This window comes from Empedobacter falsenii (assembly GCF_019308355.1).
Lineage (GTDB): Bacteria > Bacteroidota > Bacteroidia > Flavobacteriales > Weeksellaceae > Empedobacter > Empedobacter falsenii_B.
In genome coordinates this window covers 60,897-83,800 of record NZ_JAAGKM010000001.1, presented here as the reverse complement: position 1 = coordinate 83,800, position 22,904 = coordinate 60,897, and the positions used below count along the sequence as shown (strand labels likewise).

The 22,904-nt window shown below is 33.3% G+C and carries 20 protein-coding genes; 10 read left to right on the top strand and 10 right to left on the bottom strand.

Annotated features, from left to right (window positions below; translation table 11 throughout):
* The first annotated feature begins 78 nt into the window (after window positions 1–78).
* Both G0Q09_RS00460 and G0Q09_RS00455 read left to right on the top strand, forming a co-directional pair.
* On the top strand, window positions 79–1,446 hold the full coding sequence (locus tag G0Q09_RS00460; RefSeq protein ID WP_125348747.1) for a deoxyguanosinetriphosphate triphosphohydrolase: 1,368 nt from the start codon (window positions 79–81) through the stop codon (window positions 1,444–1,446).
* Between the two features lie 235 nt (window positions 1,447–1,681).
* Entirely contained in the window at window positions 1,682–2,134 is a 453-nt protein-coding gene (locus tag G0Q09_RS00455; RefSeq protein WP_115001464.1) for a GNAT family N-acetyltransferase, read from the top strand.
* Window positions 2,135–2,187: 53 nt separating this feature from the next.
* On the opposite strand, the gene G0Q09_RS00450 is transcribed toward G0Q09_RS00455, so the two are convergent.
* Entirely contained in the window at window positions 2,188–2,718 is a 531-nt protein-coding gene (locus G0Q09_RS00450; RefSeq protein WP_125348748.1) for an RNA methyltransferase, read from the bottom strand.
* Between the two features lie 80 nt (window positions 2,719–2,798).
* Between G0Q09_RS00450 and mutS the strand changes: the two genes are divergently transcribed.
* The 6 genes from mutS (at window position 2,799) to G0Q09_RS00420 (ending at window position 12,401) form a co-directional block, all read left to right on the top strand.
* Window positions 2,799–5,354, top strand: coding sequence for a DNA mismatch repair protein MutS (gene mutS / locus G0Q09_RS00445; protein ID WP_219033623.1), 2,556 nt, complete (start codon window positions 2,799–2,801; stop codon window positions 5,352–5,354).
* Between the two features lie 10 nt (window positions 5,355–5,364).
* Window positions 5,365–6,168 carry a M48 family metallopeptidase gene (locus G0Q09_RS00440; protein ID WP_219033622.1) on the top strand — a complete coding sequence of 268 codons (804 nt, stop codon included), beginning with the start codon at window positions 5,365–5,367 and terminating at the stop codon, window positions 6,166–6,168.
* A 97-nt stretch (window positions 6,169–6,265) separates the two neighbouring features.
* Entirely contained in the window at window positions 6,266–8,170 is a 1,905-nt protein-coding gene (gene acs, locus G0Q09_RS00435) for an acetate--CoA ligase (protein WP_219033621.1), read from the top strand.
* Window positions 8,171–8,350: 180 nt separating this feature from the next.
* Window positions 8,351–8,998 (top strand): O-methyltransferase, encoded by a 648-nt coding sequence (locus G0Q09_RS00430; RefSeq protein ID WP_219033620.1) that lies wholly within the window; start codon window positions 8,351–8,353, stop codon window positions 8,996–8,998.
* Window positions 8,998–9,762: a C40 family peptidase gene (locus tag G0Q09_RS00425; protein WP_219033619.1), complete on the top strand. Its 765-nt coding sequence runs from the start codon at window positions 8,998–9,000 to the stop codon at window positions 9,760–9,762. Before G0Q09_RS00430 ends, G0Q09_RS00425 begins: the two co-directional genes overlap by 1 nt.
* 140 nt (window positions 9,763–9,902) lie before the next feature.
* Complete coding sequence (locus G0Q09_RS00420; RefSeq protein ID WP_219033618.1) at window positions 9,903–12,401, top strand: cation-translocating P-type ATPase; 2,499 nt, start codon at window positions 9,903–9,905, stop codon at window positions 12,399–12,401.
* Window positions 12,402–12,429: 28 nt separating this feature from the next.
* Here the strand turns inward: G0Q09_RS00420 and G0Q09_RS00415 are convergent, their stop codons facing one another.
* The 3 genes from G0Q09_RS00415 to G0Q09_RS00405 all read right to left on the bottom strand — a co-directional run bounded on the left by G0Q09_RS00415 (window position 12,430) and on the right by G0Q09_RS00405 (window position 14,718).
* Window positions 12,430–13,200, bottom strand: coding sequence for an alpha/beta fold hydrolase (locus tag G0Q09_RS00415; RefSeq protein ID WP_219033617.1), 771 nt, complete (start codon window positions 13,198–13,200; stop codon window positions 12,430–12,432).
* 91 nt (window positions 13,201–13,291) lie between these two features.
* Window positions 13,292–13,858: a guanylate kinase gene (gmk, locus tag G0Q09_RS00410; RefSeq protein ID WP_219033616.1), complete on the bottom strand. Its 567-nt coding sequence runs from the start codon at window positions 13,856–13,858 to the stop codon at window positions 13,292–13,294.
* Complete coding sequence (locus tag G0Q09_RS00405; RefSeq protein WP_236688172.1) at window positions 13,858–14,718, bottom strand: YicC/YloC family endoribonuclease; 861 nt, start codon at window positions 14,716–14,718, stop codon at window positions 13,858–13,860. The genes gmk and G0Q09_RS00405 overlap by 1 nt, the downstream gene beginning before the upstream one ends.
* A gap of 149 nt (window positions 14,719–14,867) precedes the next feature.
* Here G0Q09_RS00405 and G0Q09_RS00400 point away from each other — a divergent pair, with 149 nt between their 5' ends.
* On the top strand, window positions 14,868–16,178 hold the full coding sequence (locus tag G0Q09_RS00400) for a DUF4026 domain-containing protein (protein ID WP_219033615.1): 1,311 nt from the start codon (window positions 14,868–14,870) through the stop codon (window positions 16,176–16,178).
* On the opposite strand, the gene hutI is transcribed toward G0Q09_RS00400, so the two are convergent.
* The 6 genes from hutI to hemH all read right to left on the bottom strand — a co-directional run bounded on the left by hutI (window position 16,168) and on the right by hemH (window position 21,575).
* Complete coding sequence (hutI, locus tag G0Q09_RS00395) at window positions 16,168–17,397, bottom strand: imidazolonepropionase (RefSeq protein WP_219033614.1); 1,230 nt, start codon at window positions 17,395–17,397, stop codon at window positions 16,168–16,170. The two genes, G0Q09_RS00400 and hutI, sit on opposite strands and share 11 nt — an antisense overlap.
* Window positions 17,398–17,509: 112 nt before the next feature.
* Entirely contained in the window at window positions 17,510–18,046 is a 537-nt protein-coding gene (locus tag G0Q09_RS00390; protein ID WP_219033613.1) for a GNAT family N-acetyltransferase, read from the bottom strand.
* Between the two features lie 5 nt (window positions 18,047–18,051).
* Complete coding sequence (locus tag G0Q09_RS00385) at window positions 18,052–18,261, bottom strand: hypothetical protein (protein ID WP_125348759.1); 210 nt, start codon at window positions 18,259–18,261, stop codon at window positions 18,052–18,054.
* A 70-nt stretch (window positions 18,262–18,331) separates the two neighbouring features.
* Window positions 18,332–19,384 carry a DUF3078 domain-containing protein gene (locus tag G0Q09_RS00380; RefSeq protein ID WP_219033612.1) on the bottom strand — a complete coding sequence of 351 codons (1,053 nt, stop codon included), beginning with the start codon at window positions 19,382–19,384 and terminating at the stop codon, window positions 18,332–18,334.
* Between the two features lie 25 nt (window positions 19,385–19,409).
* A complete protein-coding gene (locus G0Q09_RS00375) occupies window positions 19,410–20,510 on the bottom strand; it encodes a DUF3078 domain-containing protein (RefSeq protein WP_219033611.1) in 1,101 nt (366 codons plus the stop codon).
* An 81-nt stretch (window positions 20,511–20,591) separates the two neighbouring features.
* Window positions 20,592–21,575 (bottom strand): ferrochelatase, encoded by a 984-nt coding sequence (gene hemH, locus G0Q09_RS00370; protein WP_219033610.1) that lies wholly within the window; start codon window positions 21,573–21,575, stop codon window positions 20,592–20,594.
* A gap of 108 nt (window positions 21,576–21,683) precedes the next feature.
* Here hemH and ruvB point away from each other — a divergent pair, with 108 nt between their 5' ends.
* Window positions 21,684–22,721: a Holliday junction branch migration DNA helicase RuvB gene (gene ruvB / locus G0Q09_RS00365; protein WP_219033609.1), complete on the top strand. Its 1,038-nt coding sequence runs from the start codon at window positions 21,684–21,686 to the stop codon at window positions 22,719–22,721.
* Window positions 22,722–22,904 lie beyond the last annotated feature (183 nt).

Here is a 22,904-nt window from a genome sequence, read left to right as displayed (position 1 = left end):
ACCAAAAATCCGAACGAAACCGTTCGGATTTTTTTATGACTGGACATTATTCGTTAAATTCGTTTTCTAAATCAGTTTATGGAACTTCTAAATCATATTTACACCAATCAACGCAGTAATACAAACGATACGTCGGATGCGAGATCAGAATATCAGCGCGATTATGATCGTATTATTTTTTCGTCTGCCTTTCGTCGTTTGCAGAACAAAACGCAAGTTTTTCCTTTGCCGGGAAGTGTTTTTGTTCACAATCGATTGACGCATTCGTTGGAAGTTTCGTCTGTTGGGCGTTCGATGGGAAATTTGGTTGGAAAGTTTATTTCCGAAAATTATAAATTAACAAAGGAGTCGCAGGAGTTTTATAAGTATAGTATTCACGATGTGATTTCAGCGGCATGTTTATGCCACGATATCGGAAATCCAGCTTTTGGACATTCTGGTGAAGATGCGATAGCTTCTTATTTTGATCGTCATGAAGCTGATTTGAAACAATATTTTACTGAAGCAGAATGGGCTGATTTAATCAATTTTGAAGGAAACGCAAATGCAATTCGAATTTTAACACAACAACAAAACGGAAAATCGGAAGGTGGTTTACGTTTGACGTATTCAACATTGGCTGCGATTGCAAAATATCCATGTGAATCGGTTGCAAAAGATAAAAATCAATTGCATCGTAAGAAATTTGGATTTTTTCAGGCGCAAAAGGAAGCTTTCCGAACAATTGCTGAAAAAACGAATATGATTTTGGAACAAGATTCACCAATTATTTACAAGCGACATCCGTTTGTGTGGTTGGTAGAGGCGGCAGACGATATTTGTTATTCGATTATTGATGTCGAAGATTCGCAACGTTTAGGAATTATTGATCATGATAAATGCCGAAAATTATTCTTGAATTTAGTCGAATCTTTAGATCCATCTCAAATTGATAAAACAAAAAATACATTGAAATCAATTTCAGATAAAAATGATCGAATAGCGTATTTACGTGCAAAATCAATTAATTTATTGACGCAAAAATCGGTTGAAGTTTACCAAAATAATTTTGATCAAATTGTAAAAGGAGAATTTAAAACGGCGTTATTAGATGTGATTAAAAATGAAACGGAACAAGTAACGAAACGAGTTTTAGACGAAATTCAACGTTTCTCGATTGAAAATATTTATAATCATCGTTCTGTTCTCGAAATTGAAAATGCAGGTTATAATGTAATGTCAGAATTGCTTTCGCAATTTATTCCTCCAATTTTAAAAGATGAAAAAGAACGCAAAACGTTTGAGAAAAAAGCCTTGCGTTTAGTTCCTGCTCAGTTTTTATATGAGAAAGGAACAAAGTATCAAAAGGTAATGGGAATTTTGGATTATGTTTCGGGAATGACTGATAATTACGCAACAGAATTATATCGTCGTATCAAAGGAATCGAAATTGGAATGACGATTTAAGTACGAAGTTAGAAATACGAAGCTCGAATTTAGAGAAATTGTCATGCTGAACTCGTTTCAGTATCTCATCAAAAATTAGCGAATTTGTTATTCCGACGAATGGAGGAATCTATAGATTCTTCATTTCGCTGAAGCTATATTCAGAATGACAAAAAATAATGAATTCTACGTTTCGTAAACTAGATAACTAATTTCTAGTCTCGAATAACGAATAACTAAATAACATCACACAATAATGAAAAATGTAACAATACGAGAAGCAAGAAAAGAAGATTGTCCTCGAATTTTAGAGTTAATTCACGAATTAGCTTTATACGAAAAAGCACCAGACGAAGTAACGGTAACCTTAGAAGAAATGGAAGAATGCGGGTTTGGAGATAAACCAGTTTGGGGTTCTTTGGTTGCAGAAGTGGACGGAAATGTGGAAGGAATTGCGTTGCATTACGATCGTTATTCGACTTGGAAAGGACGCAGATTATATTTGGAGGATTTGATTGTAACCGAAAAAATGCGCGGTTCTGGAATTGGTAAATTATTATTGGATGAATTAATTGTTTATGGAAAAGCGAATAATTACCACGGAATGGTTTGGCAAGTTCTGGATTGGAATGAACCTGCAATTAATTTCTATAAAAAATATAACGCAGATTTTGATCCAGAATGGATTAATGTTTCGGTGAATTTTTAATAACAAAAAACTCCAACTTGATGAAAAGTTGGAGTTTATATTTTTGCTTAACGCTATTTCATAAAACTTTCATACCATTTCCATAAAATAATTCCTGTACAAACCGAAACATTAAGCGAATGTTTTGTTCCTGATTGTGGAATTTCGATACACGTATCACATTGATCAATGATTGATTGTTGCACACCATCAACCTCATTTCCCATCACAATTGCATATTTCTGAGATTGGTCAACTTCAAATTCATTTAACAAAACAGAACCTTCCGTTTGTTCAATCGTTACAATTTGATAACCATCTTCTTTTAATTTAGCAACCAATTCATTCGAATCTTTCACATATTCCCAATCAACAGAATTTTCTGCACCAATGGCCGTTTTATGAATTTCTTTATGAGGTGGAGTTGCTGTAATTCCACACAAATAAATTTTATCAATTAAAAATGCATCCGAAGTTCTAAAAACTGCACCAACATTGTGCATACTTCTCACATTATCCAACACCACAACAATCGGGTGTTTTTCAATAGCTTTATATTCTTCCGCAGAAACGCGACCTAATTCGTCTAATTTTAGTTTTCTCATCACTTCGTTTTTAACTAACTTAGCTGTTCAAAATTTATAATAATTTGACAAAAGTAGTAAAGAATAAGGAAACTCCTCTAATGAAACAATATAACACCATCAAGGCGAAATATCCTGATGCAATGTTGTTGTTCCGTGTGGGAGATTTTTACGAAACATTTGGAGAAGATGCTGTGCGAGCTTCTCGCATTTTAGATATAGTTTTAACAAAACGCGCCAATGGTTCTGATAATAGTGCTTTGGCAGGGTTTCCTCATCATAGTTTGAATACTTATTTACCGAAATTGGTGAAAGCCGGTTTACGCGTTGCAATTTGTGATCAGCTCGAAGATCCAAAGATGGTAAAAGGTATCGTAAAACGTGGTGTTACAGAATTGGTAACGCCTGGTGTTGCGTTGCAAGATGAGGTTTTATCGTCAAAATCGAATAACTTTTTGATGGCTGTTCATCAAGGTGATAAAGCTTTTGGAATTGCGTTGTTAGATGTTTCGACAGGAGAATTTTTGGTTTCGGAAGGACAAGAAGATCAAGTAGCGAAAATTATTCAATCGTTTCGACCAAGTGAAGTGATTTACCAAAAACGTGTTAAATATAATTTTTCTGATGTCAAAAGTAAATTTTTGTTGGATGATTGGGCTTTTCAATATGATTTTGCAGTTGATAAATTAACCAATCTTTTTAAAACTAAGAATCTAAAAGGTTTTGGAATTGAGGATTTAAAAGATGGAATCATTTCTGCGGGTGCAATTTTAGCTTATTTGGATGACACACATCACTTCGAAATTCAGCATCTAACATCTATTCAGCGTCTTAATCAAGATAGTTTTGTGTGGATGGATCCATTTACGATTCGCAATCTCGAATTGGTTTATTCTCCACATCCAAAAGGTGTTACGTTATTAAATGTTTTAGACGATACCAAAACTCCGATGGGAGCACGTTTGTTGAATCGTTGGATGGTAATGGTGTTGAAAGATTTGAAATCAATTCAACGTCGTCAAAATATTGTCGAATACTTCTACAAATTTGGAGATTTACGTTACGATTTGCGAGAAAAATTAGGTCAATTAACCGATTTAGAACGTTTGGCTGGAAAAGTTTCGACAGGTAAAATTACACCTCGTCAATTACAACAATTAGCACAAAGTTTGAAAATTTCGGAAGAAATAAAAGAAGTTGCTGAACAATCGAATATCAAAGAAGTTGCAGATTTATTTTCTCGAATCGAACCAATTGATCATTTAACACAAAAGATTTTTGATACACTTTCTAACGAGCCTCCGCATCAAATTGTAAAAGGAAATGTGATTAGAGAAGGTGTTTCAGAAGAATTGGATCGATTACGAAAAATTCAGTTTTCTGGAAAAGATTATTTGGATCAAATGTGTCAACGCGAAACAGAACGAACTGGAATTTCGTCCTTGAAAATTGCATTCAATAATGTGTTTGGTTATTATATTGAAGTTCGAAATACGCACAAAGATAAAGTGCCAGAAGAATGGATTCGTAAGCAAACTTTGGTGAATGCAGAGCGTTATATTACCGAAGAATTAAAAGAGTACGAAACACAAATTCTTGGTGCAGAAGAAAAAATTCTTGCTATAGAAAATCAATTATTTATTGAATTGTTACAAGAAATTATCACTAAACTTTTACCGATTCAACAAACGGCAAAAGCAATTGCATTTTTGGATGTTTTGTCAACTTTTGCAGAAATAGCAGAGAAAAATAATTACACAAAACCTTCTCTTAATGATGGTTTTGAACTAAATATAAAAGAAGGTCGTCATGCTGTGATTGAGCAACAATTACCAATTGGTGAACAATATGTGTCGAATAATGTTGAGTTAAATTCGGATCATCAGCAAATTATTATGATTACTGGACCAAATATGTCTGGTAAATCGGCGCTTTTACGTCAAACTGCTTTGATTGTTTTGATGGCGCAAATGGGAAGTTTTGTTCCAGCTCAAGCTGCAGATTTAGGAATCATTGATAAAGTTTTTACTCGAGTTGGTGCTTCAGATAATATTTCATCAGGTGAATCGACATTTATGGTCGAAATGAATGAGACAGCAAGTATCTTAAATAACATTTCGGAACGAAGTTTGATTTTATTGGATGAAATTGGTCGAGGAACTTCGACTTACGATGGAATTTCGATTGCATGGGCAATTGCAGAATTTTTACATCAAAGTGCCTTGAAACCAAAAACATTGTTTGCAACGCATTATCATGAATTGAATAAAATGTCAAAATCGATGGAACGTATCAAAAACTTTAATGTTAGTATCAAAGAAACAAAAGATACAATATTATTTTTGAGAAAATTAGTTCCAGGAGGAAGTGAGCACAGTTTTGGTATACATGTTGCTAAAATGGCTGGGATGCCAAAACGAGTGGTGGACAGAGCAAATGATGTGTTGAAAATTTTGGAAGCAACGAAAACAGATGAAGGAATCTCGAATAAAACGGAGAAAATAACGCAAGATAATATGCAATTAAGTTTCTTTCAGTTAGATGATCCAATTTTAGATTCTATAAGAGAAGAAATTCTGAACACAGATATCAATACGTTAACACCTGTTGAAGCATTGATGAAATTGAACGAAATCAAAAAGAAACTTGGTAAATAAACTTAAAAATATGAAGAAAATAATTTTAACTGTAGCAGGAGCTTTAGTATTAGCTTCTTGTGCTACAAACCCTGTTACCGGACGTAAATCGTTGTCATTAGTTTCTAATGCAGATTTATTTCCGACAGCTTACAATCAATATTCTCAGGTTCTTAAACAAGGGAAAGTAATTACAGGTACTGCCGATGCTAAAATGGTGCAAACAGTAGGGGAACGTTTAAAATATGCCGCTGAAAAATATTATCAAGAAAAGGGAATATCTTCTCAATTACAAGGTTATCAATGGCAATTTACGTTGTTAAATGCAAACGAAGTAAATGCATGGTGTATGCCTGGAGGTAAAGTTGCGGTTTATTCAGGTATTTTACCTGTTACCAAAGATGCAACTGGATTGGCTGTTGTTTTAGGTCACGAAATTGGTCACGCTTTGGCTGGTCATAGTGCGGAGCAAGCTTCTCAGCAAATGGCCGCACAAGGTTTAGGACAAATAGTTGGTGGATCCATTGGAAATGCAGAATATGCAAAAGTTTTTGAACAATTATATCCTGTAGGTGCACAAGTTGGTTTACTAAACTATTCTCGTAAAATGGAATTAGATGCTGATGTTACAGGATTGTATTTAATGGCGATGGCGGGTTATGATCCTTCTCAAGCAATTCCTTTTTGGGAACGTATGGCGGCGAAAAGTGGAAATGCAGGAGTTTCAGAATTCTTGAGTACTCACCCTTCGGATGCGACGCGTATGGCTAAAATAAAGGAAGCCTTACCAACTGCTTTAGCATATTACAATGCAAGTCCGTATAAAGAAAAATAGAATAGTTTTTATTCATTTGTAAAATATAGGCGAGTTAATTTGATAAATTGATTCGCTTTTTTTATATTTAGTATTCAAAACCACAATTAAAATTAAAATGATTAACAATTTTAGAATCAATTCGTTTTCTGAATATAAGAAAGCGTATAAAAAAAGTGTCGAGGAGCCTGAAAAATTTTGGGATAAAATTGCTGGAAACTTCGTTTGGCAAAAGAAATGGGACAAAACACTTGAATATAATTTTGAACAAGCAGATTTTAAATGGTTTCAAGGTGGACAACTAAATATTACCGAAAATGTTTTGGATCGTCATTTGGAAAAAAATGGAAACAAAACAGCTTTAATTTGGGAACCAAATAATCCTTTAGAAGAATCTCGAATTATTACATATCGTCAATTGCATTCAAAAGTTTGCCAATTTGCGAATGTCTTAAAAAATAATGGCGTACAAAAAGGAGATCGTGTGTGTATTTATATGCCAATGATTCCAGAATTAGCCATCGCGATGTTAGCTTGTGCTCGTATTGGCGCGGTACATTCTATTGTTTTTGCAGGATTTTCTTCTGCTGCTATAGCTTCTCGTATCAACGATGCGCAATGTAAGGTTTTGGTGACAGCAAACGAAGTTTTTCGTGGAACGAAATCAATTAACTTAAAAGCAATTTGTGATGAAGCCTTAAAAGATTGTGCTTCTATTCAGTCGTGTATTGTTTATCGACGTGCTATCGAGCCTACTTCTATGGTTGGTGGACGTGATAAATTTTGGATTGATGAAATGCATAAGGTAGACGATAATTGTCCTGCGGAAATTATGGATGCCGAAGATCCTTTGTTTATTTTGTATACTTCTGGTTCTACAGGAAAACCAAAAGGAATGGTGCATACATGTGGTGGATATATGGTGGAAACGGCTTATTCGTTCGATAATATTTTTCAAATGGAGCACAACGATATTTATTGGTGTACAGCAGATATCGGTTGGATTACAGGACATAGTTACATTATTTATGGACCTTTGGCTTGTGGAGCAACTTCAGTAATGTTCGAAGGAATTCCAAGTTTTCCTGATTTTGGACGTTTTTGGGAAATTGTCGAAAAATTAAAAGTGACACATTTCTATACAGCTCCAACAGCAATTCGTTCGTTAGCTCGTGAATCCTTAGATTATGTCGAGAAATATGATTTATCAAGTCTTAAAGTTTTAGGATCAGTTGGTGAACCAATTAACGAGGAAGCTTGGCACTGGTTTAATGATTATATTGGAAAAGGAAATTGTCCAATTGTAGATACATGGTGGCAAACAGAAACGGGATCTATTTTGATTTCGCCATTAGCAGGAATTACGCCGCTTCGTCCAACGTTTGCAACATTACCGCTTCCAGGAATTCAGCCAGTTTTAATGGATGAACATGGAAAAGAAGTAGAAGCAGTAAATGAAAAAGCAGAAGGACGTTTAGCAATTAAATTTCCTTGGCCATCTATGGCTCGTACTATTTATGGTAATCATAAACGCTATGTAGAAACCTATTTTTCAACATTTCCGGGATATTATTTTACAGGAGATGGAGCGTATCGTGATGTAATGGAAAATTATCGAATTACAGGACGTGTAGATGATGTAGTGATTGTTTCTGGACACAATTTAGGAACTGCACCAATAGAAAATGCGATAAATGAACACGAAGCTGTAGCAGAAAGCGCGGTTGTTGGTTATCCTCATGATATCAAAGGAAATGCATTGTATGCTTATGTGATTTTGCAAGATGGAGTACAAGGTTCACCAGAACTTGAAGCAGAAATAAAAAATGGAGTTTCTAAATTAATTGGAGCAATTGCAAAGCCAGATAAAATACAGTTTGTTTCAGGTTTACCAAAAACGCGAAGCGGAAAAATTATGCGTCGTATTTTAAGAAAAATAGCAAGCAACGAAACTGATTTTGGCGATACATCAACATTATTAGATCCAGATGTTGTAACTGTTATTCAGAAAGGAAAAATTTAAAGTAAGGCTGAGGTTAAGATTTAGCCTAAGTTTATCAGAATAATTTTCAAAACAAAAAGCATTACCCAAAAAGTAATGCTTTTTTGGTTTGATTATTTTGGATAAATTTTCTCTTCTAAATTTCCTTTATATAGCCGATATTCAATGCATTTTTTGTAATTTTGTTGACTTTTTAAAGGTATGATAAAAATTTCACCAGTTTTAGAATCGTATTTAGATCATCATGTGGATCAAGAACCTGAAATCTTGAGCCGATTACGTGTTGAAACCTATCAATGTACAACGCAGCCCCACATGATTTCGGGCGAATATCAAGGTCGTTTGTTAAGCATTTTGTCGAAGATTTTAGCGCCTAAAACTATTTTAGAGTTAGGAACTTTTACAGGTTACGCAACATTGTGTTTGGCAGAAGGTTTAACTACTGATGGAAAAATCATAACGATAGATAAAAATGATGAGTTAGAATATCTTTGCAGAAAGTATTTTGATGAATCAGAATTTGCCTCAAAAATTGATTTCAGAATCAATGATGCGCGTGAAGAATTGAACACAATTGAAAAAGATTCTGTAGATTTAGCTTTTATTGATGCCGATAAAGAGAGTTACCCTTATTATTTCGAGAAGGTTTTGGAACTTCTTCGTCCCGGAGGAGCAATGTTAGTTGACAATGTGTTGTGGTACGGAAAAGTGATGATGGAGGAGGAAGATAAAAAAGATCCTTCGACAAAAATCTTGAAAGAATTTAATGAGATGGTAACGAAAGATGAACGTGTCGAATCGATCATTTTACCAATTCGTGATGGAATTACGTTAATTCGAAAAAAATAATGAAGTACGCCATTTGTCAAGTAAGTGTTGCGCCATTGCGCTACGAAGCAAGAGATTCATCAGAAATGGTGAGTCAGGTTTTGTTTGGAGAAAAGTTGATTATTTTAGAAGAATTAGAAAAATGGACTAAAGTTCAGTTAGCTTTTGATGGTTACGAAGGTTGGCTAGATCCAAAACAAATTGTAGAAATTTCGGAAGAAGAATATAATAAAGATTCGATCGAGAAATTTGCAATTAATCCGTATAATCATGCGATGGAAAATGGCTTGCCAATGACGTTGACAATTGGAGCTGAGGTTCGTACTTTGAATGAAAGTAAAATCAAAATTGGTCCAAAATGTTTTGAATATTTTGGGGTATATACGTCTGGTAAAAAATCAAAAGATCAATTGGTAGAAATTGCAAAAGCCTATCTAAATGTACCATATTTGTGGGGAGGAAAATCTTCGTTCGGTATTGATTGTTCTGGTTTAACGCAACAAGTGTACAAAATAGGTGGCTATAAAATTCCAAGAGATGCTTATCAACAAGCGGAAATGGGTGAAGTTTTGAGTTTTGTAGAAGAAGCAGAACCAGGTGATTTAGCTTTTTTTGATAATGCAGAAGGTCTAATTATTCATGTCGGAATTATGTGTGGCAATGGAAAAATTTTGCACGCACACGGAAAAGTTAGAATTGATCCAATCGATACAAATGGAATTTTCAATACCGATTCTCAAAAATATTCGCATAAACTGCGATGCATTCGAAAATTAATTCCTTAATAATAGAGCAAAAATCATTTCGAAAGAAATGATTTTTTTGTTTTAATTGAAATCAAATCTAAATAGGATATAATCAAGTATTAAACTATTTTTTAATTGGATTTAGCTGTAACTTTAGTAAACACTAATCGATTGAAATAATGTCTATAAAAATTCCTGAAAATTTAAAAGGGTTATCTGATTCTGAAGTCAAAAAAGCTCAACAACAATACGGAGATAATGCTATAAAGGGTGAACAGAATTCTGCTTGGTATAGTTTATTATTTGATATTCTAAAAGAACCAATGACGCTAATTTTGATTGCTGTATCAATTATTTATGTGTTGGTTGGTGATTTGGGCGAAGCTGCATTTATGTTTGTGGCTATTGTTGCTGTGACAGGAATTTCATTTTACCAAGGTTCTCGTAATCAAAAAGCTCTGCAAGAGTTAGAAAAGTTGAACGAACCTTTGAGTTCAGTTATTCGTAATGGACGATTAGTTGAGATACCAACACACGAAATTACAATTGGTGATTTGTGTATTACGGAAGAAGGAAAAATGATTAATGCGGATGGAAATATTGTTCATAGTAATGATTTTTCGGTGAATGAATCGGCTTTAACAGGCGAAAGTATGTCAGTTTTTAAAGATATAGATCATCCAGAAATTTACAGTGGAACTTTGACAGTTTCTGGTTTGGCTATTTTTGAAGTGACAGCCATTGGAGCAGAAACGAAGTTGGGAAAAATAGGAACGTCAATTTTATCTATAAAAGAAGAAAAATCGCCTTTGCAATTGCAGATAGAAAAATTTGTGAAAGGAATGGCAATCATTGGAATTATTGTTTTTGCAATGGTTTGCGGATTCAATTATTTTCAAACAAAAGACATTGTAAGTAGTTTATTAAACGGTTTGACTTTGGCAATGTCTATTTTACCCGAAGAAATACCAGTTGCATTTACTACATTTATGGCATTGGGTTCATGGAAATTATTACGCGAAGGAATTATTGTAAAAAAGAGTAGCGTTGTCGAAACTTTAGGAAGCACAACTGTTATTTGTAGTGATAAAACAGGCACAATTACCGAAAATTCGATGAAATTGAAAGCGATTTATGATGCAAAAATGTCTACGGTTTTTGATGAAATTCAATTCAATGATGTCGAAATTTCTAAGATTATACAATATGCGATGTGGAGTAGTGAACCTGTTCCATTCGATCCAATGGAAAAAACGTTGCACCGAGTTTACGAACAAACACAGGTTGATGAGCGCAATCAATATCAAATGTTTTTCGAATATCCTTTATCTGGAAAACCTCCGATGATGACGCATTGTTTTAAAAATAAAGATAATCAACGAATAATTGCGGCAAAAGGTGCTCCAGAAGCTATTTTACAAGTTTCGAATCTTTCTGATCAACAAAAAGATCATTTACGAAACGTTATTCGCGATTTTGGAACAAAAGGTTTCCGACTTTTGGGTGTTGCAAAATCTACTTTTAATTCAAACGATTTTCCAAAACAACAACAAGATTTACCTTTTGAATTGTTAGGTTTTGTTGTCTTTTATGATCCGCCTAAAAAGGGAATAAATGAGGTTTTCGAGAAAATATATAATGCCGGAATAAAAGTAAAAGTAATTACAGGCGATAATGCCGAAACTACGATGAGTATTGCGAATCAGGCAGGAATTATTCATGCTGAAGATAGTATTACAGGAAGTGAAATTACACAACTTTCTGAAAAAGAATTATTAAAAGCAGCCGACGAAAAAGTCTTATTTGCACGTATGTTTCCCGAAGCGAAATTGGCTGTAGTAAAAGCGTTGAAAGAAGATGGAGATGTTGTGGCAATGTTGGGTGATGGCGTTAATGATGGACCAGCCTTGAAAGCGGCTCATATCGGAGTGGCAATGGGTGAAAAGGGAACAGAAATAGCGAAACAAGCTGCACAATTGATTTTGACGAATGATGATTTAGGTAAATTAGTTGTTGGAATTGCGGCAGGAAGACGTATTTATACGAATCTCAAAAAAGCTGTTCAATATATTATCTCTATCCATATTCCGATTATTTTAATTGTTTCGCTTCCATTATTTTTAGGTTGGGCTTTTCCACAAATTTTTACGCCAGTTCACGTTATTTTCTTAGAATTGGTTATGGGACCAACCTGTTCTATTGTGTATGAAAATGAACCATTGGAAAAAGATTCGATGAAAAGAAAACCTCGTCCAATGACCGAAACTTTCTTGAATTGGAAAGAGCTTTCAACAAGTATTATTCAAGGAATTATAATCACATTAGGATTGTTGTTTGTATATCAATATACTTATCAACTTGGAGGAAATGAAGAGAAAACACGTGCAATGGTTTTTACAACGTTAATTTTCTCGAATGTTTGGTTGAGTTTAACCAATCGCTCATTTTATTATAGTTTATGGTCAAGTTTTCGAAATAAAAATAATTTAATGGTCTATGTGACAGTTTTGACATTAGTAATACTCTTCGCTATATTATATATACAACCAATTTCTTTGTTTTTTAAAGTGACTTCATTAAATCTAAATGAATTAGGGATCACGATGCTTGTAGCAATGCTTTCTGTACTTTGGTTCGAAGTATATAAATGGATAAAACGAAGAAGAAAAATTGAATAAAATAGTGATTTTTAGGTTTATTTATTCGTTACAACGAATAAATAAACTCAATAGTTTTAGCTAAAGTCGGCGTTCTATTTTCTTTATATGGTGTATGTTTTGCATCAGGAACGATAAAACTTTCTTTTCGTCCTTTTACATTATTTATAATTCCATCAACTTGTTCTAAACTCCCAAATTCATCATCAATTCCTTGAATAACTAAAGTCGGACATTCGATATTTTTTAATTCTTCGCGAATGTCAAAATCAATAAAATCTGGACGTAACCAAGTTTGTGTCCACATCTCAAAAACTTGTTGGGTATTTTCGCCATGATATTTCTCCAAACGTTGTTTTAGATTAGTTTCGGCATATGCAATTTTTGCTTCTCTAATTCCATTCAGTGTAACGTCTTCCACAATAATGTGCGAACCAACAACAACAATTCCTTTTAGATTTTTGTTATATTTAGCGGCATAAAGTAACGTAATCGATCCGCCATCGCTATGTCCAAATAAAATAATGTCTTTGAAGTTGAAATGTTGAACCAAATCATTTAGAAAATCTGCTTCATCATGCATATAGGTTAATTCGCGATGATTAATGGTGAAAGGCGACGATTTTCCATAACCTTTTCTATCGTAGATGAATAAATTACAATTTGTTTTTTCGGCAACTTCTTTTGGGAAATCTCTCCAAAGTTGTGTAGAACCCAACGAATCGTGTAAAAAAATAAGTGTTGGTCTTTCTGGGTTTATTTCGTAGTGAACATAATGAATATTGGCGTTGTTAATTTCTAAACTATTTTCTATTTCCATTTTATGTAGTGATTTTTTCGAAAGCTAAAGATAACAAAAATGCCTCGATTTTATTTATTCGAGGCATTTATATCATGATGATTAAAAATTATTATTTAATAAAATCTGTAATAATTTCTAAGGTTTTTGCTTTTGCAGTTTCTAAATCGTCGTTCAATAAAATGATATCAAACTCTTTGGCTTTCTCCATTTCAATTCCTGCTTTATCAATACGTTGTTTCAATTTATCTTCGCTTTCTGTGTTGCGAGAAATTAAACGTTCTTTCAAAATTTCCAAAGATGGAGGATTTACAAATACTGTTAAACATTGATCTCCGTACAATTTTTTGATATTCAATGCACCAATAACATCAATATCAAAAATTACAGAATTTCCTTCAGATGTAATGCGATCAACTTCCGATTTTAAAGTTCCGTAAAAATTATCGCGGTAAACTTCTTCGTGTTCTATGAATTCGTCGTTTGCAATTTTTGCTTTAAACTCTTCTGGTGTTAAGAAATAATAGTCTTCTCCGTGAGTTTCACCTTCGCGTTTATCTCTAGTTGTACAAGAAATAGAAAATTTGATATGATCTAATTGTTCTAAAGCGTAACGAACCAAAGTTGTTTTTCCTGCGCCTGATGGAGCCGAAAAGACGATTAATTTTCCTTTTTTCATTATAAAATGTTTAACGATTGTTCTTTAATTTTTTCTAATTCATCTTTCATCTGAACAACAATTTTTTGCATTTCAGAATGATTTGATTTAGAACCTAACGTATTGATTTCACGACCAATTTCTTGCGAAATAAATCCTAGTTTTTTTCCATTTGATTCAGTTCCAGCTAATTCTTTTAAGAAATATTCGCAATGGTTTTTCAAACGAACTTTTTCTTCTGTGATATCAAATTTCTCCAAATAGAAAATTAATTCTTGTTCGAAACGATTTTGATCAACATCAACTTTTAATTCTTCTAAACGTTTATTGAAACGTTCTTTTATAGTTTCAATTCGTTCTTTTTCAAAAGGGACAACTTGTGTTAAAAGCTCAAGAATGTTATTCAAGTTTAAAGTCAAATATTTCTCTAAAACTTTTCCTTCATCTAATCTAAATTGATTTAATGCGTCGATCGCATCAATAATTGTTGCGCGAATTTGATTCCATTCGTCTTCACTCAAATCGTCTTGCGTGTACGAAATAACGTCTGGAAGGCGCATTACTACAGGCAATAATTCACCATCAGTCACATTTGGTGTGATTGATTTAAATTCTGCCATATAACTTTTGATTAATTCAGCATTTATATTTTGATTTCTTGCAGCAGGATTTAACTCTACTAACATCGAAAAATCAACTTTTCCACGTTGAACTTTTTCTGAAATAAGGTTTCTGATTTCTAATTCTTTTTCACGATAAAAAGAAGGAATTCTCGTGTTTAAATCCAGTGTTTTACTGTTTAAAGAACGGATTTCTATCGTTACTTTTTTCTCAGGTAATTCCAATACGGATTTACCGTAACCTGTCATAGATGCTATCATAATTGTAAAATTATGCGAACAAAATTACAATAAATTAACGTAATGCGAACTGAATTATCATCTTTAATCATTTTAAAGTTTAACATTTTGCTAAAATTTTGATGAACTTAAAACATTTATCTTTAACAAAAAACAAACTAAAAATAACTATGACAAATCAAGAATTGTACAAAGGAATTGCAGAGGATGGATTGAGTTTACCTTCTACAATGGGAATTTTTCCTTCGTCGAAAGATTTTGTATTTTCAAGAGAATCAATTGAAAAAAGTCTAAAATCAACCGATTATTTTCAATTAATCAATTTTGATCTTATCGAGATTGATAAAGACGAAAATGGAGCTGTAAAGCAAGAATATCAACTTGTAGTGTCTTATTTGGAGGAAGAATTTGATGTGAATTTGTATGTTGTGGATGCGAGAAGTAACGATTATTCTGAATTTGGTTTTGGAAATATGATTTCGGACGAAGAAATGGAAATTGCAACGCAACAAGATTTTTATTTGGAATCTGTGATGTATTTTGGAAATGATGCATTGGATAGTTTTCATTTGCAATTAAAAATTATGCAAGCAATTGTTGAAAACCCGTCTATTGTTGTCGATTTTATGCCTTATCGTTTGCTTTCTGGTAAATGGGCTAAAGTGACAGCAGAGTCAGAAATTCCGCCTGCGCCTTCGTATTTATATGTGATTCATGGCGTTTATGATGAGGATGAAAATGGCGATCGCGTGTATTGGATGCATACGCATGGTTTGCATCGTTGCGGTTCTGTGGAGTTGGAGATGTTGAACATCAAAGATGGAGTAGAGCAGATGAATTCGGCTTTGGATATGATTGTAAATGCGTTTATCAAACCAGATTTTCGTTCGCCAGAAAATGAAGAATTTAATATTGGTTATGATGGTTTGGATATTACATTTTGTTGGAAACGTTGGGAAGATGTGGTGAAAGATTATCCTGCTAAAATTCCTGGAGGTTACAATGAACGTCAGCCAGAAAACGAAAATTATGAACCTTGTGGCGTTTTGTTAGCGGTGCAAGAAGGACATACATTGACACCAGAAGTTTATGCGGCGACAATTGCAGATAATCCGATTTTCTTTATCAGCGATCAGGAAACGGAACGAATGTCAGCCTTGGCTTATCAACGTTTTGAATTGTATAAAAAAGCATTTAACACATATTTTAATCCAGAAGCAGATGAAGAAAATTATTATCGATTTTTAATTAAATTAGGATTTGATGTCGATCATGAAATGAATAAGGAACACATTTGGTTTGATGTGTACGGAATCAATGAGAACAACGAAATTTTTGGCGTTTGTTTGAATCGTCCTTATGCTGTAGAAGGTTTGAATGAAGGAGATGAAGGTCTTTATCCGCAAGAAATGATTACCGATTGGTTAATTTACACGCCGACAAACACCATCACTCCTGATAATATTTACACTATTGATTAATCAACGCACCATTTTTCCACACATTTGTTGGTTGTAATTGTCCTTGATAATAGATAATATTACGATAATCGAAGGTAGAGAAGCTGATAAAATCGGCTTTTTTACCTTTTTCTATTGTTCCACGATCAGCTAAATTTAAAGCCTTTGCAGCACGAAAAGTAATTGCAGCTAAAACTTCTGCCATTGATAATTTCTCAAAAGTAGCCAAAACAGAAGCTTGTGTAAGAAGATTTCCCATTGGAGCTGAGCCAGGATTCCAATCCGAAGCAATCGAAACGCAACAACCAGCATCTAACAATTTTCGAGCAGGTGCATATTGCATTCCCAAACCGATAGAAGCGCCAGGTAAAACAGTTGCAACAACATCAGAATTGGCAAGTTTTTTCACTTCTTCTTCTCCTGAAAATTCTAAATGATCTGCACTCAAAGCATCGAATTTTGTAGCTAAATAACTTCCTCCAGCTGTAAATTGATCAGCGTGAATCGTAATATCAAAACCTTGATTTTTTGCTTCGTTTAAGAAATAATCGCCTTCCTCAACAGAGAAAGCAGATTGTTCCACAAAAATATCGATACGATTTGCTAAATCATCAGATTTTAATTTAGGAAAAACTTCTTTCACCAAAAGTTCTAAATATTCTTTGTTCGAACCTTCAAAATCTTTTGGTTTCATATGCGCACCTAAAAAAGTAGGAATCAAATCAATCTCACTTTCTTGATTCGCCATATTTATCGCTTCTAACATTTTAATTTCACCCTCAACAGAGAGAGCATAACCAGATTTTACTTCAGCAGTTGTGATTCCTTGTTTAGCTAATTGGGCAATATGTTTTAGCGTAATATCTTTCAGTTCGTCAACTGTTTTCTTACGTGTTTCTGTCACAGTAGACCAAATTCCACCACCACTTTCGGCAATTTCTAAATAGGTTTTTCCGTCCAAACGCATGGCGAAATCTTTGGCACGATTTCCTCCAAAACAAACGTGTGTATGCGAATCTACAAATCCAGGAAGAAGAATTTGTTCCGTTTCGATATGTTCAATTTCGATAGTTGGATGTTGTTGAGAAAGCGTTTCGAAATTTCCTATTTCTACAATTGTTTCATCATCAATAATAATTCCTCCATCTTCGAGAACTTCGACTTGGTTTTCGTGAATAGCACCTTTTAAAGGTAAATTGGCAAGTGTTATAATTTGTCTGAAAGGACCGATTAATTTCATTTTTGTTGTTTTATAACACAAGTTTACGAAATTTAAGGGAGAATTTGTAGATAAGCTGAACTTGTTATCAAATAAGATATGATTCTAAAATGAGTTTGCAATGACTTAATTTTTATCGTAAGTCAGTCGATAAAATAGCGTAGCCATAATTATCTGCCCAACCAGATTTTAGAGGAAGAAGCTTTCTGGTATGTGCTTCTCGAATCATTCCAACTTTTTCAAGAACTTTGTAAGAACCAATATTTTCAATTGCGCATCCAGCTTCGATTCTATGAAGATTTAAAGTATTAAAACCAAAAGAAATAATTTTTTTTAAAGCTTCTGTTGCAAAGCCTTTACTACAAAAATCTGGATGAAGTTTAAACCAAACTTCTGCATTCTTGTATTTAGCCCTACCTAAATTTAAAGAAATTAATCCATCAAATTGATTGTCATTTTCGATAACAAAAGTATAAGCTTGTGGTTGTTCTCCTTGATTAGATTTTACTAAATCTTTTACATGAAGAATTGTAACCTCTATATTTTCTGGAATTCCTAACGTGTTGTATTGATCAACTTCTTCGATAGAATATAATTGATGAATTGTTTCAGTATCATCAATTGTGACTGGTCTTAAAGTTAATCGTTCAGTTTTAAGAATTACATTCATAAAAATTACTTTTTCTTCAAATAAGTAGGGTCGTTAGGGTATTTGATAACTTTGACTAATGTAATAATTGTAAAAATAACGAAGATTAATATCACGATTGCGCTAAGAATGATGCGGTTATTTTGTTCGTTGTTGAACCCAAGGTAAAACTCGAAAGCTGCCCAAACAATCATTAAAATTTGTGGTAATAGTGCGCCGAAAATATTTTTTGTCATTTTATTCTTCTATTGAGCTTTAAAAATAAGAAAAATAAAAAACCTGCTTATTAAAAGCAGGTTGAAAATATTATTGAGTGACTAATTTTGTTTCATTAAGAATTGGTTCTCTTTTCAGAATATTTGTTGCTACTTCTACAGTTTCTTCTTTTTCTTCGAAAATTGGTGCTTCTTGCATAAATGCAGTTGCTGGAGCTTCTTCTATTTTTGGTGGAGTGTTATCAAATTTGTAATTAAATCCGATTCCAAGTGTTTGTTTTATCTGTGTTTTTTTGATTTGATCTTCATCATATAGTAAATTCAAACTTACTTGTGCCGAAACAAACTTATTCACTTTCATATCCAAAATTCCTTGATAAGCAATGTCCATATTTCCGAAATTTTTCAGGTAATCTGCATAGATTCCAACACGGTTGTCATAAGAAATTCCTTCCATAATTTGTAGTTTGTATCGCGCACCTAAATATGCACCGAATTCAAATAAAGTTGTATCGCCATCATTCTTTAATCCAAAGTTTCCTTTTTTCTGTAAATTTTTGTCTAAGACAAAAGTCATTCTTGGTGTAAATGGGTGAATATTAACTTGAAAATTTTCGCTTGGTTTGTAATCAACACCTAATCCTAAACTTAAATAACCTGGAGCCATTAAGCCTGAGATCTTCGTTTTTGGATCTGTTGAATAATCAAAACCATCTGTAAATTGTGTGCGGAAATTCATAGAAGCAGCTAAATACCAATGATTTCCGATGCTGTATCCGTAAGAAGAAGTAAGGTCTATCACATCATTTGTTTTGCGAGAACTTTCGCCTTTATTGGTTTGAACTCCGTATCCTAAAACAACACGATTATCCCAAATATGTTTCTCTCTTGTTAAATTAAATTCATAATCAACATTTCCGTTTAATGCAAACGAATTTACACCACCTGCAACCCAATTACTGAATGCACTTTGAGAAAATAAAAGTGAATTATTTCCCGAAACGAACCATCCTGGTTGACGACCATCAAATTTTTGATCTTTTAAATAGCGCTTGCTATCAGTAGTTACTTTACCATCTTTTACTGTTTGCGCAAAAGTTATAGCACTTCCTAAAATTGCTAATACAAATAAAATTTTTTTCATATAGATTTGATTGATTTATATAAACTTACTCCAAAAATATGGATTCTGATTTAATATATGTTGATTTTTCGTCAATTGTATTTTTATCGAAAACTTCGTCATAGTTGTGTTTATCCAGTTTTACTCTAGGTAATTTGACTGGTGAAATGCCAGATGTATCAAAATAAGGGAGGATTTCTCTTTTTCGACGTTTCTTTTTATCTTTTTTCTTGGTACTATCTATTTTATAAGTTAAACCAATTCCGAGGGCTTGTTTAAACTGTGTTTGAGTAACTTGATCTTCATCATAAATCAAATTGATGGTTAATTGTGTGGACATAAAATTATTAATTTTCATGTCTAATAATCCAGCATATACAATATCGAGGTTATAAAATTTGTTCGAATAATTAGAGAAAATTCCAATATTATTATCGTAGGTTACGTTATCAAAAAGTTTCATTTTGTATCGACCACCTAAATATGCTCCAACTTCAAAAAGAAACGTATCTCCATCGTTTCGTAAACCATAAGTTCCTTTCTTTTGCAAATCTTTGTCTGCTACAATTGTTGTTCTTGATGTTAAAGGTTGAAAACTGACAGAAAAATTAGAATTTGGCGTATAATTCGCACCGACCCCAATTGTTACATATGCAGGCGCAAATAAGTTTGATAGTTTTGTTTTTGGAGTTGTTCCGTAATTGTAACCTGTAGAAAACTGTGAACGAATATTAAGTGATGAGGTTAGGTACCACTTTTCTTTTATCAAATATCCATAAGAAGTTGTGATATTTAGATTGTCAGCAGTTTTACGCGTTCCATTGGTTTTATTGTCTAAAAAACCATATTCAAAAATAAAACGATTGTCCCAAAAGTGTTTCTTTTTTCGGAAATTAAATTCGTAATCAGCTTTAGCATTTAGTGAAACCGAATTTTCACCACCTGCCATCCAATTGGAAAAGGTATTTTGATTAACGGTTAAAGTATTTGCACCATAAATTTCCCAACCCGATTTTCGTCCTGTAGTATCCACTTTGGATTTCAGATATTTTCGACCATCAATAATTAGATTTCCACTAGTATCTAAAAATTGAGCCGAACTAAAAAGTGATAGGACTAAAAATATAATTGAGAAAATTAGTCTCATTTTAAAAAAAATATCTTTGTTTAAAATTGAAAAATTCCAAACAAAGATATCTAATTTATTTTGTAAGGCTAAAAACCTTTCTTAATTATTTTGCCAACCTTTCAACCATTTCACTAATGTATCCACCCAATCTTGACGATCATTCAAACAAGGGATGTATGTAAATTGCTTACCACCAGCTTTTAAGAATTCTTCTTGTCCTTCCATCGAAATTTCTTCCAAAGTCTCCAAACAATCCGAAACAAAGGCAGGGGTGCAAACCGCTAAATTCTTAACGCCTTGTGCAGGAAATTCTTCTAACATGTGGTCTGTATAAGGTTTAATCCAAGGGTCACGACCTAAACGAGACTGAAAAGAAGTGGTATATTTATCTTCTGGTAATTGCAAGTATTCGGTTACCAAACGTGTTGTTTCAAAACATTGATTACGATAAGTTTCAATAGGTAATTTGCTCGCTTTTGCAGCACGAAGTGCTTTATTATCGTGACGTTCTGGAATTCCGTGATAAGAAAACAATAATTTATCAAAATTCTCAGGTAATTTTTCTTTGATAGAATCTCCTAAAACCTTGATATAATCTGGATGATTGTAAAAAGCTTTCAAGAAATTAATCTTAGTGTCTTTGTAACTTTTTTTCTGAATTTCAAGCACTTTATCCGCAACAGTTTCTGTAGAAGACATTGTGTATTGAGGGTATAAAGGAACAACCAAAATGTCGCGAACTCCTTTGTCATAAAGCTCTTGTAAACCAGCTTCTATTGAAGGATTTTTGTAACGCATTGCCAAAACAACTGGAATATCCATTTGTTTTTGTACCATATCTCTCAAAATTTTAGAGTAAACAATCAAAGGAGAACCTTCTTTTGTCCAAATTTTTCGGTAAGCTTCAGCAGATTTTTCAGGTCTTTTTGGTAAAATAAATAATTCAACAACAGTTTTACGAATAATCCAAGGAGAATCCAAAACTTTCTTATCCATTAAAAATTCGCGTAAATAAGTTCTTACGTCTTCAACATTGGTAGAATCGGGCGAACCTAAATTCACTAATAATATTCCTTTGCTCATAATTCTTTTTATCTAAAAAAATATTGCGTTCTTTGTAGGTGTAAAAGTACGGAGGATAATTTAATTTGTCCTTCGTAATATCATCATTATAATTTATATCATCATTTTATGTCAGATTTATTAAATCCTGATAAAGAATTTTATCCAGACGACGATCTAAATCACGAAAATACTGTTCGTCCGCAAAGTTTTGATGATTTTGTTGGACAAGCGCATATTCTCGAGAATCTAGAAGTTTTCGTAAAGGCGTCTAAACTTCGAGGCGAAGCGTTGGATCATGTTTTGTTGCATGGACCTCCAGGTTTGGGAAAAACGACATTGGCAAATATTATTGCAAATGAATTAGGTGTTGGAATTAAAATTACTTCTGGACCAGTTCTCGATAAACCAAGTGATTTAGCTGGTTTGTTAACGAATTTGGAAGAAAATGATGTGCTTTTTATTGATGAAATTCATCGTATGTCTCCCGTTATCGAAGAATATTTGTATTCGGCAATGGAAGATTTTAAGATTGATATTATGATCGAGTCTGGACCAAATGCACGTTCGGTTCAAATTGGTTTGAATCCTTTTACATTAATTGGCGCAACAACACGTTCTGGTTTATTAACTGCGCCTCTTCGTGCCCGTTTTGGAATTAATTTCCGTTTCGAATATTATAATGTAGAATTATTAAGTTCGATTGTTGAACGTTCTTCTCGTATTTTAGATACACCAATTGACGAAAGAGCAGCAATAGAAATTGCAGGTCGTAGTCGTGGAACACCTCGTATAGCAAATGCTTTATTGAGAAGGACTCGAGATTTTGCACAAATTAAAGGAAATGGAAAAATTGATTTATCAATTGCTGAATTTTCTCTAAAAGCCTTGAAAGTTGATGATAATGGTTTAGATGAAATGGATAACCGAATTTTATCAACGATCATAGAAAAATTTAAAGGAGGTCCAGTCGGAATTACAACTTTGGCAACAGCAGTTGGAGAAAATGGCGGAACGTTGGAAGAAGTTTATGAACCGTATTTGATTCAAGAAGGTTATTTGATGCGCACTGCGCGTGGACGTATTGCAACAGAAAAAGCATACAAGCATATTGGGGTAAAATATCGTGGCGAAAATTCACCTCAAACTGATTTGTTTGATTTGTAATTTTGTTCTAAGTTCGCTGCCATTCTGAGCTTGTCGAAGAATTTTTATATGTTTCGATCCGATTTTTTTATTCTAACGAATAGAAAATCACTTAACACGACATATTATTCTTGCGTTAGGAGGAATCTAAGATTCTTCATTTCACTCACGTTTCATTCAGAATGACAAAATTTAATCTCGTCG

Excerpts from the sequence above, each read along its gene's own strand:
- G0Q09_RS00460 (WP_125348747.1), top strand. The coding sequence starts at position 79 with ATGGAACTTCTAAATCATATTTACACCAATCAACGCAGTAATACAAAC.
- G0Q09_RS00455 (WP_115001464.1), top strand. The coding sequence starts at position 1,682 with ATGAAAAATGTAACAATACGAGAAGCAAGAAAAGAAGATTGTCCTCGA.
- G0Q09_RS00450 (WP_125348748.1), bottom strand. The coding sequence starts at position 2,718 with ATGAGAAAACTAAAATTAGACGAATTAGGTCGCGTTTCTGCGGAAGAA.
- mutS (WP_219033623.1), top strand. The coding sequence starts at position 2,799 with ATGAAACAATATAACACCATCAAGGCGAAATATCCTGATGCAATGTTG.
- G0Q09_RS00440 (WP_219033622.1), top strand. The coding sequence starts at position 5,365 with ATGAAGAAAATAATTTTAACTGTAGCAGGAGCTTTAGTATTAGCTTCT.
- acs (WP_219033621.1), top strand. The coding sequence starts at position 6,266 with ATGATTAACAATTTTAGAATCAATTCGTTTTCTGAATATAAGAAAGCG.
- G0Q09_RS00430 (WP_219033620.1), top strand. The coding sequence starts at position 8,351 with ATGATAAAAATTTCACCAGTTTTAGAATCGTATTTAGATCATCATGTG.
- G0Q09_RS00425 (WP_219033619.1), top strand. The coding sequence starts at position 8,998 with ATGAAGTACGCCATTTGTCAAGTAAGTGTTGCGCCATTGCGCTACGAA.
- G0Q09_RS00420 (WP_219033618.1), top strand. The coding sequence starts at position 9,903 with ATGTCTATAAAAATTCCTGAAAATTTAAAAGGGTTATCTGATTCTGAA.
- G0Q09_RS00415 (WP_219033617.1), bottom strand. The coding sequence starts at position 13,200 with ATGGAAATAGAAAATAGTTTAGAAATTAACAACGCCAATATTCATTAT.
- gmk (WP_219033616.1), bottom strand. The coding sequence starts at position 13,858 with ATGAAAAAAGGAAAATTAATCGTCTTTTCGGCTCCATCAGGCGCAGGA.
- G0Q09_RS00405 (WP_236688172.1), bottom strand. The coding sequence starts at position 14,718 with ATGATAGCATCTATGACAGGTTACGGTAAATCCGTATTGGAATTACCT.
- G0Q09_RS00400 (WP_219033615.1), top strand. The coding sequence starts at position 14,868 with ATGACAAATCAAGAATTGTACAAAGGAATTGCAGAGGATGGATTGAGT.
- hutI (WP_219033614.1), bottom strand. The coding sequence starts at position 17,397 with ATGAAATTAATCGGTCCTTTCAGACAAATTATAACACTTGCCAATTTA.
- G0Q09_RS00390 (WP_219033613.1), bottom strand. The coding sequence starts at position 18,046 with ATGAATGTAATTCTTAAAACTGAACGATTAACTTTAAGACCAGTCACA.
- G0Q09_RS00385 (WP_125348759.1), bottom strand. The coding sequence starts at position 18,261 with ATGACAAAAAATATTTTCGGCGCACTATTACCACAAATTTTAATGATT.
- G0Q09_RS00380 (WP_219033612.1), bottom strand. The coding sequence starts at position 19,384 with ATGAAAAAAATTTTATTTGTATTAGCAATTTTAGGAAGTGCTATAACT.
- G0Q09_RS00375 (WP_219033611.1), bottom strand. The coding sequence starts at position 20,510 with ATGAGACTAATTTTCTCAATTATATTTTTAGTCCTATCACTTTTTAGT.
- hemH (WP_219033610.1), bottom strand. The coding sequence starts at position 21,575 with ATGAGCAAAGGAATATTATTAGTGAATTTAGGTTCGCCCGATTCTACC.
- ruvB (WP_219033609.1), top strand. The coding sequence starts at position 21,684 with ATGTCAGATTTATTAAATCCTGATAAAGAATTTTATCCAGACGACGAT.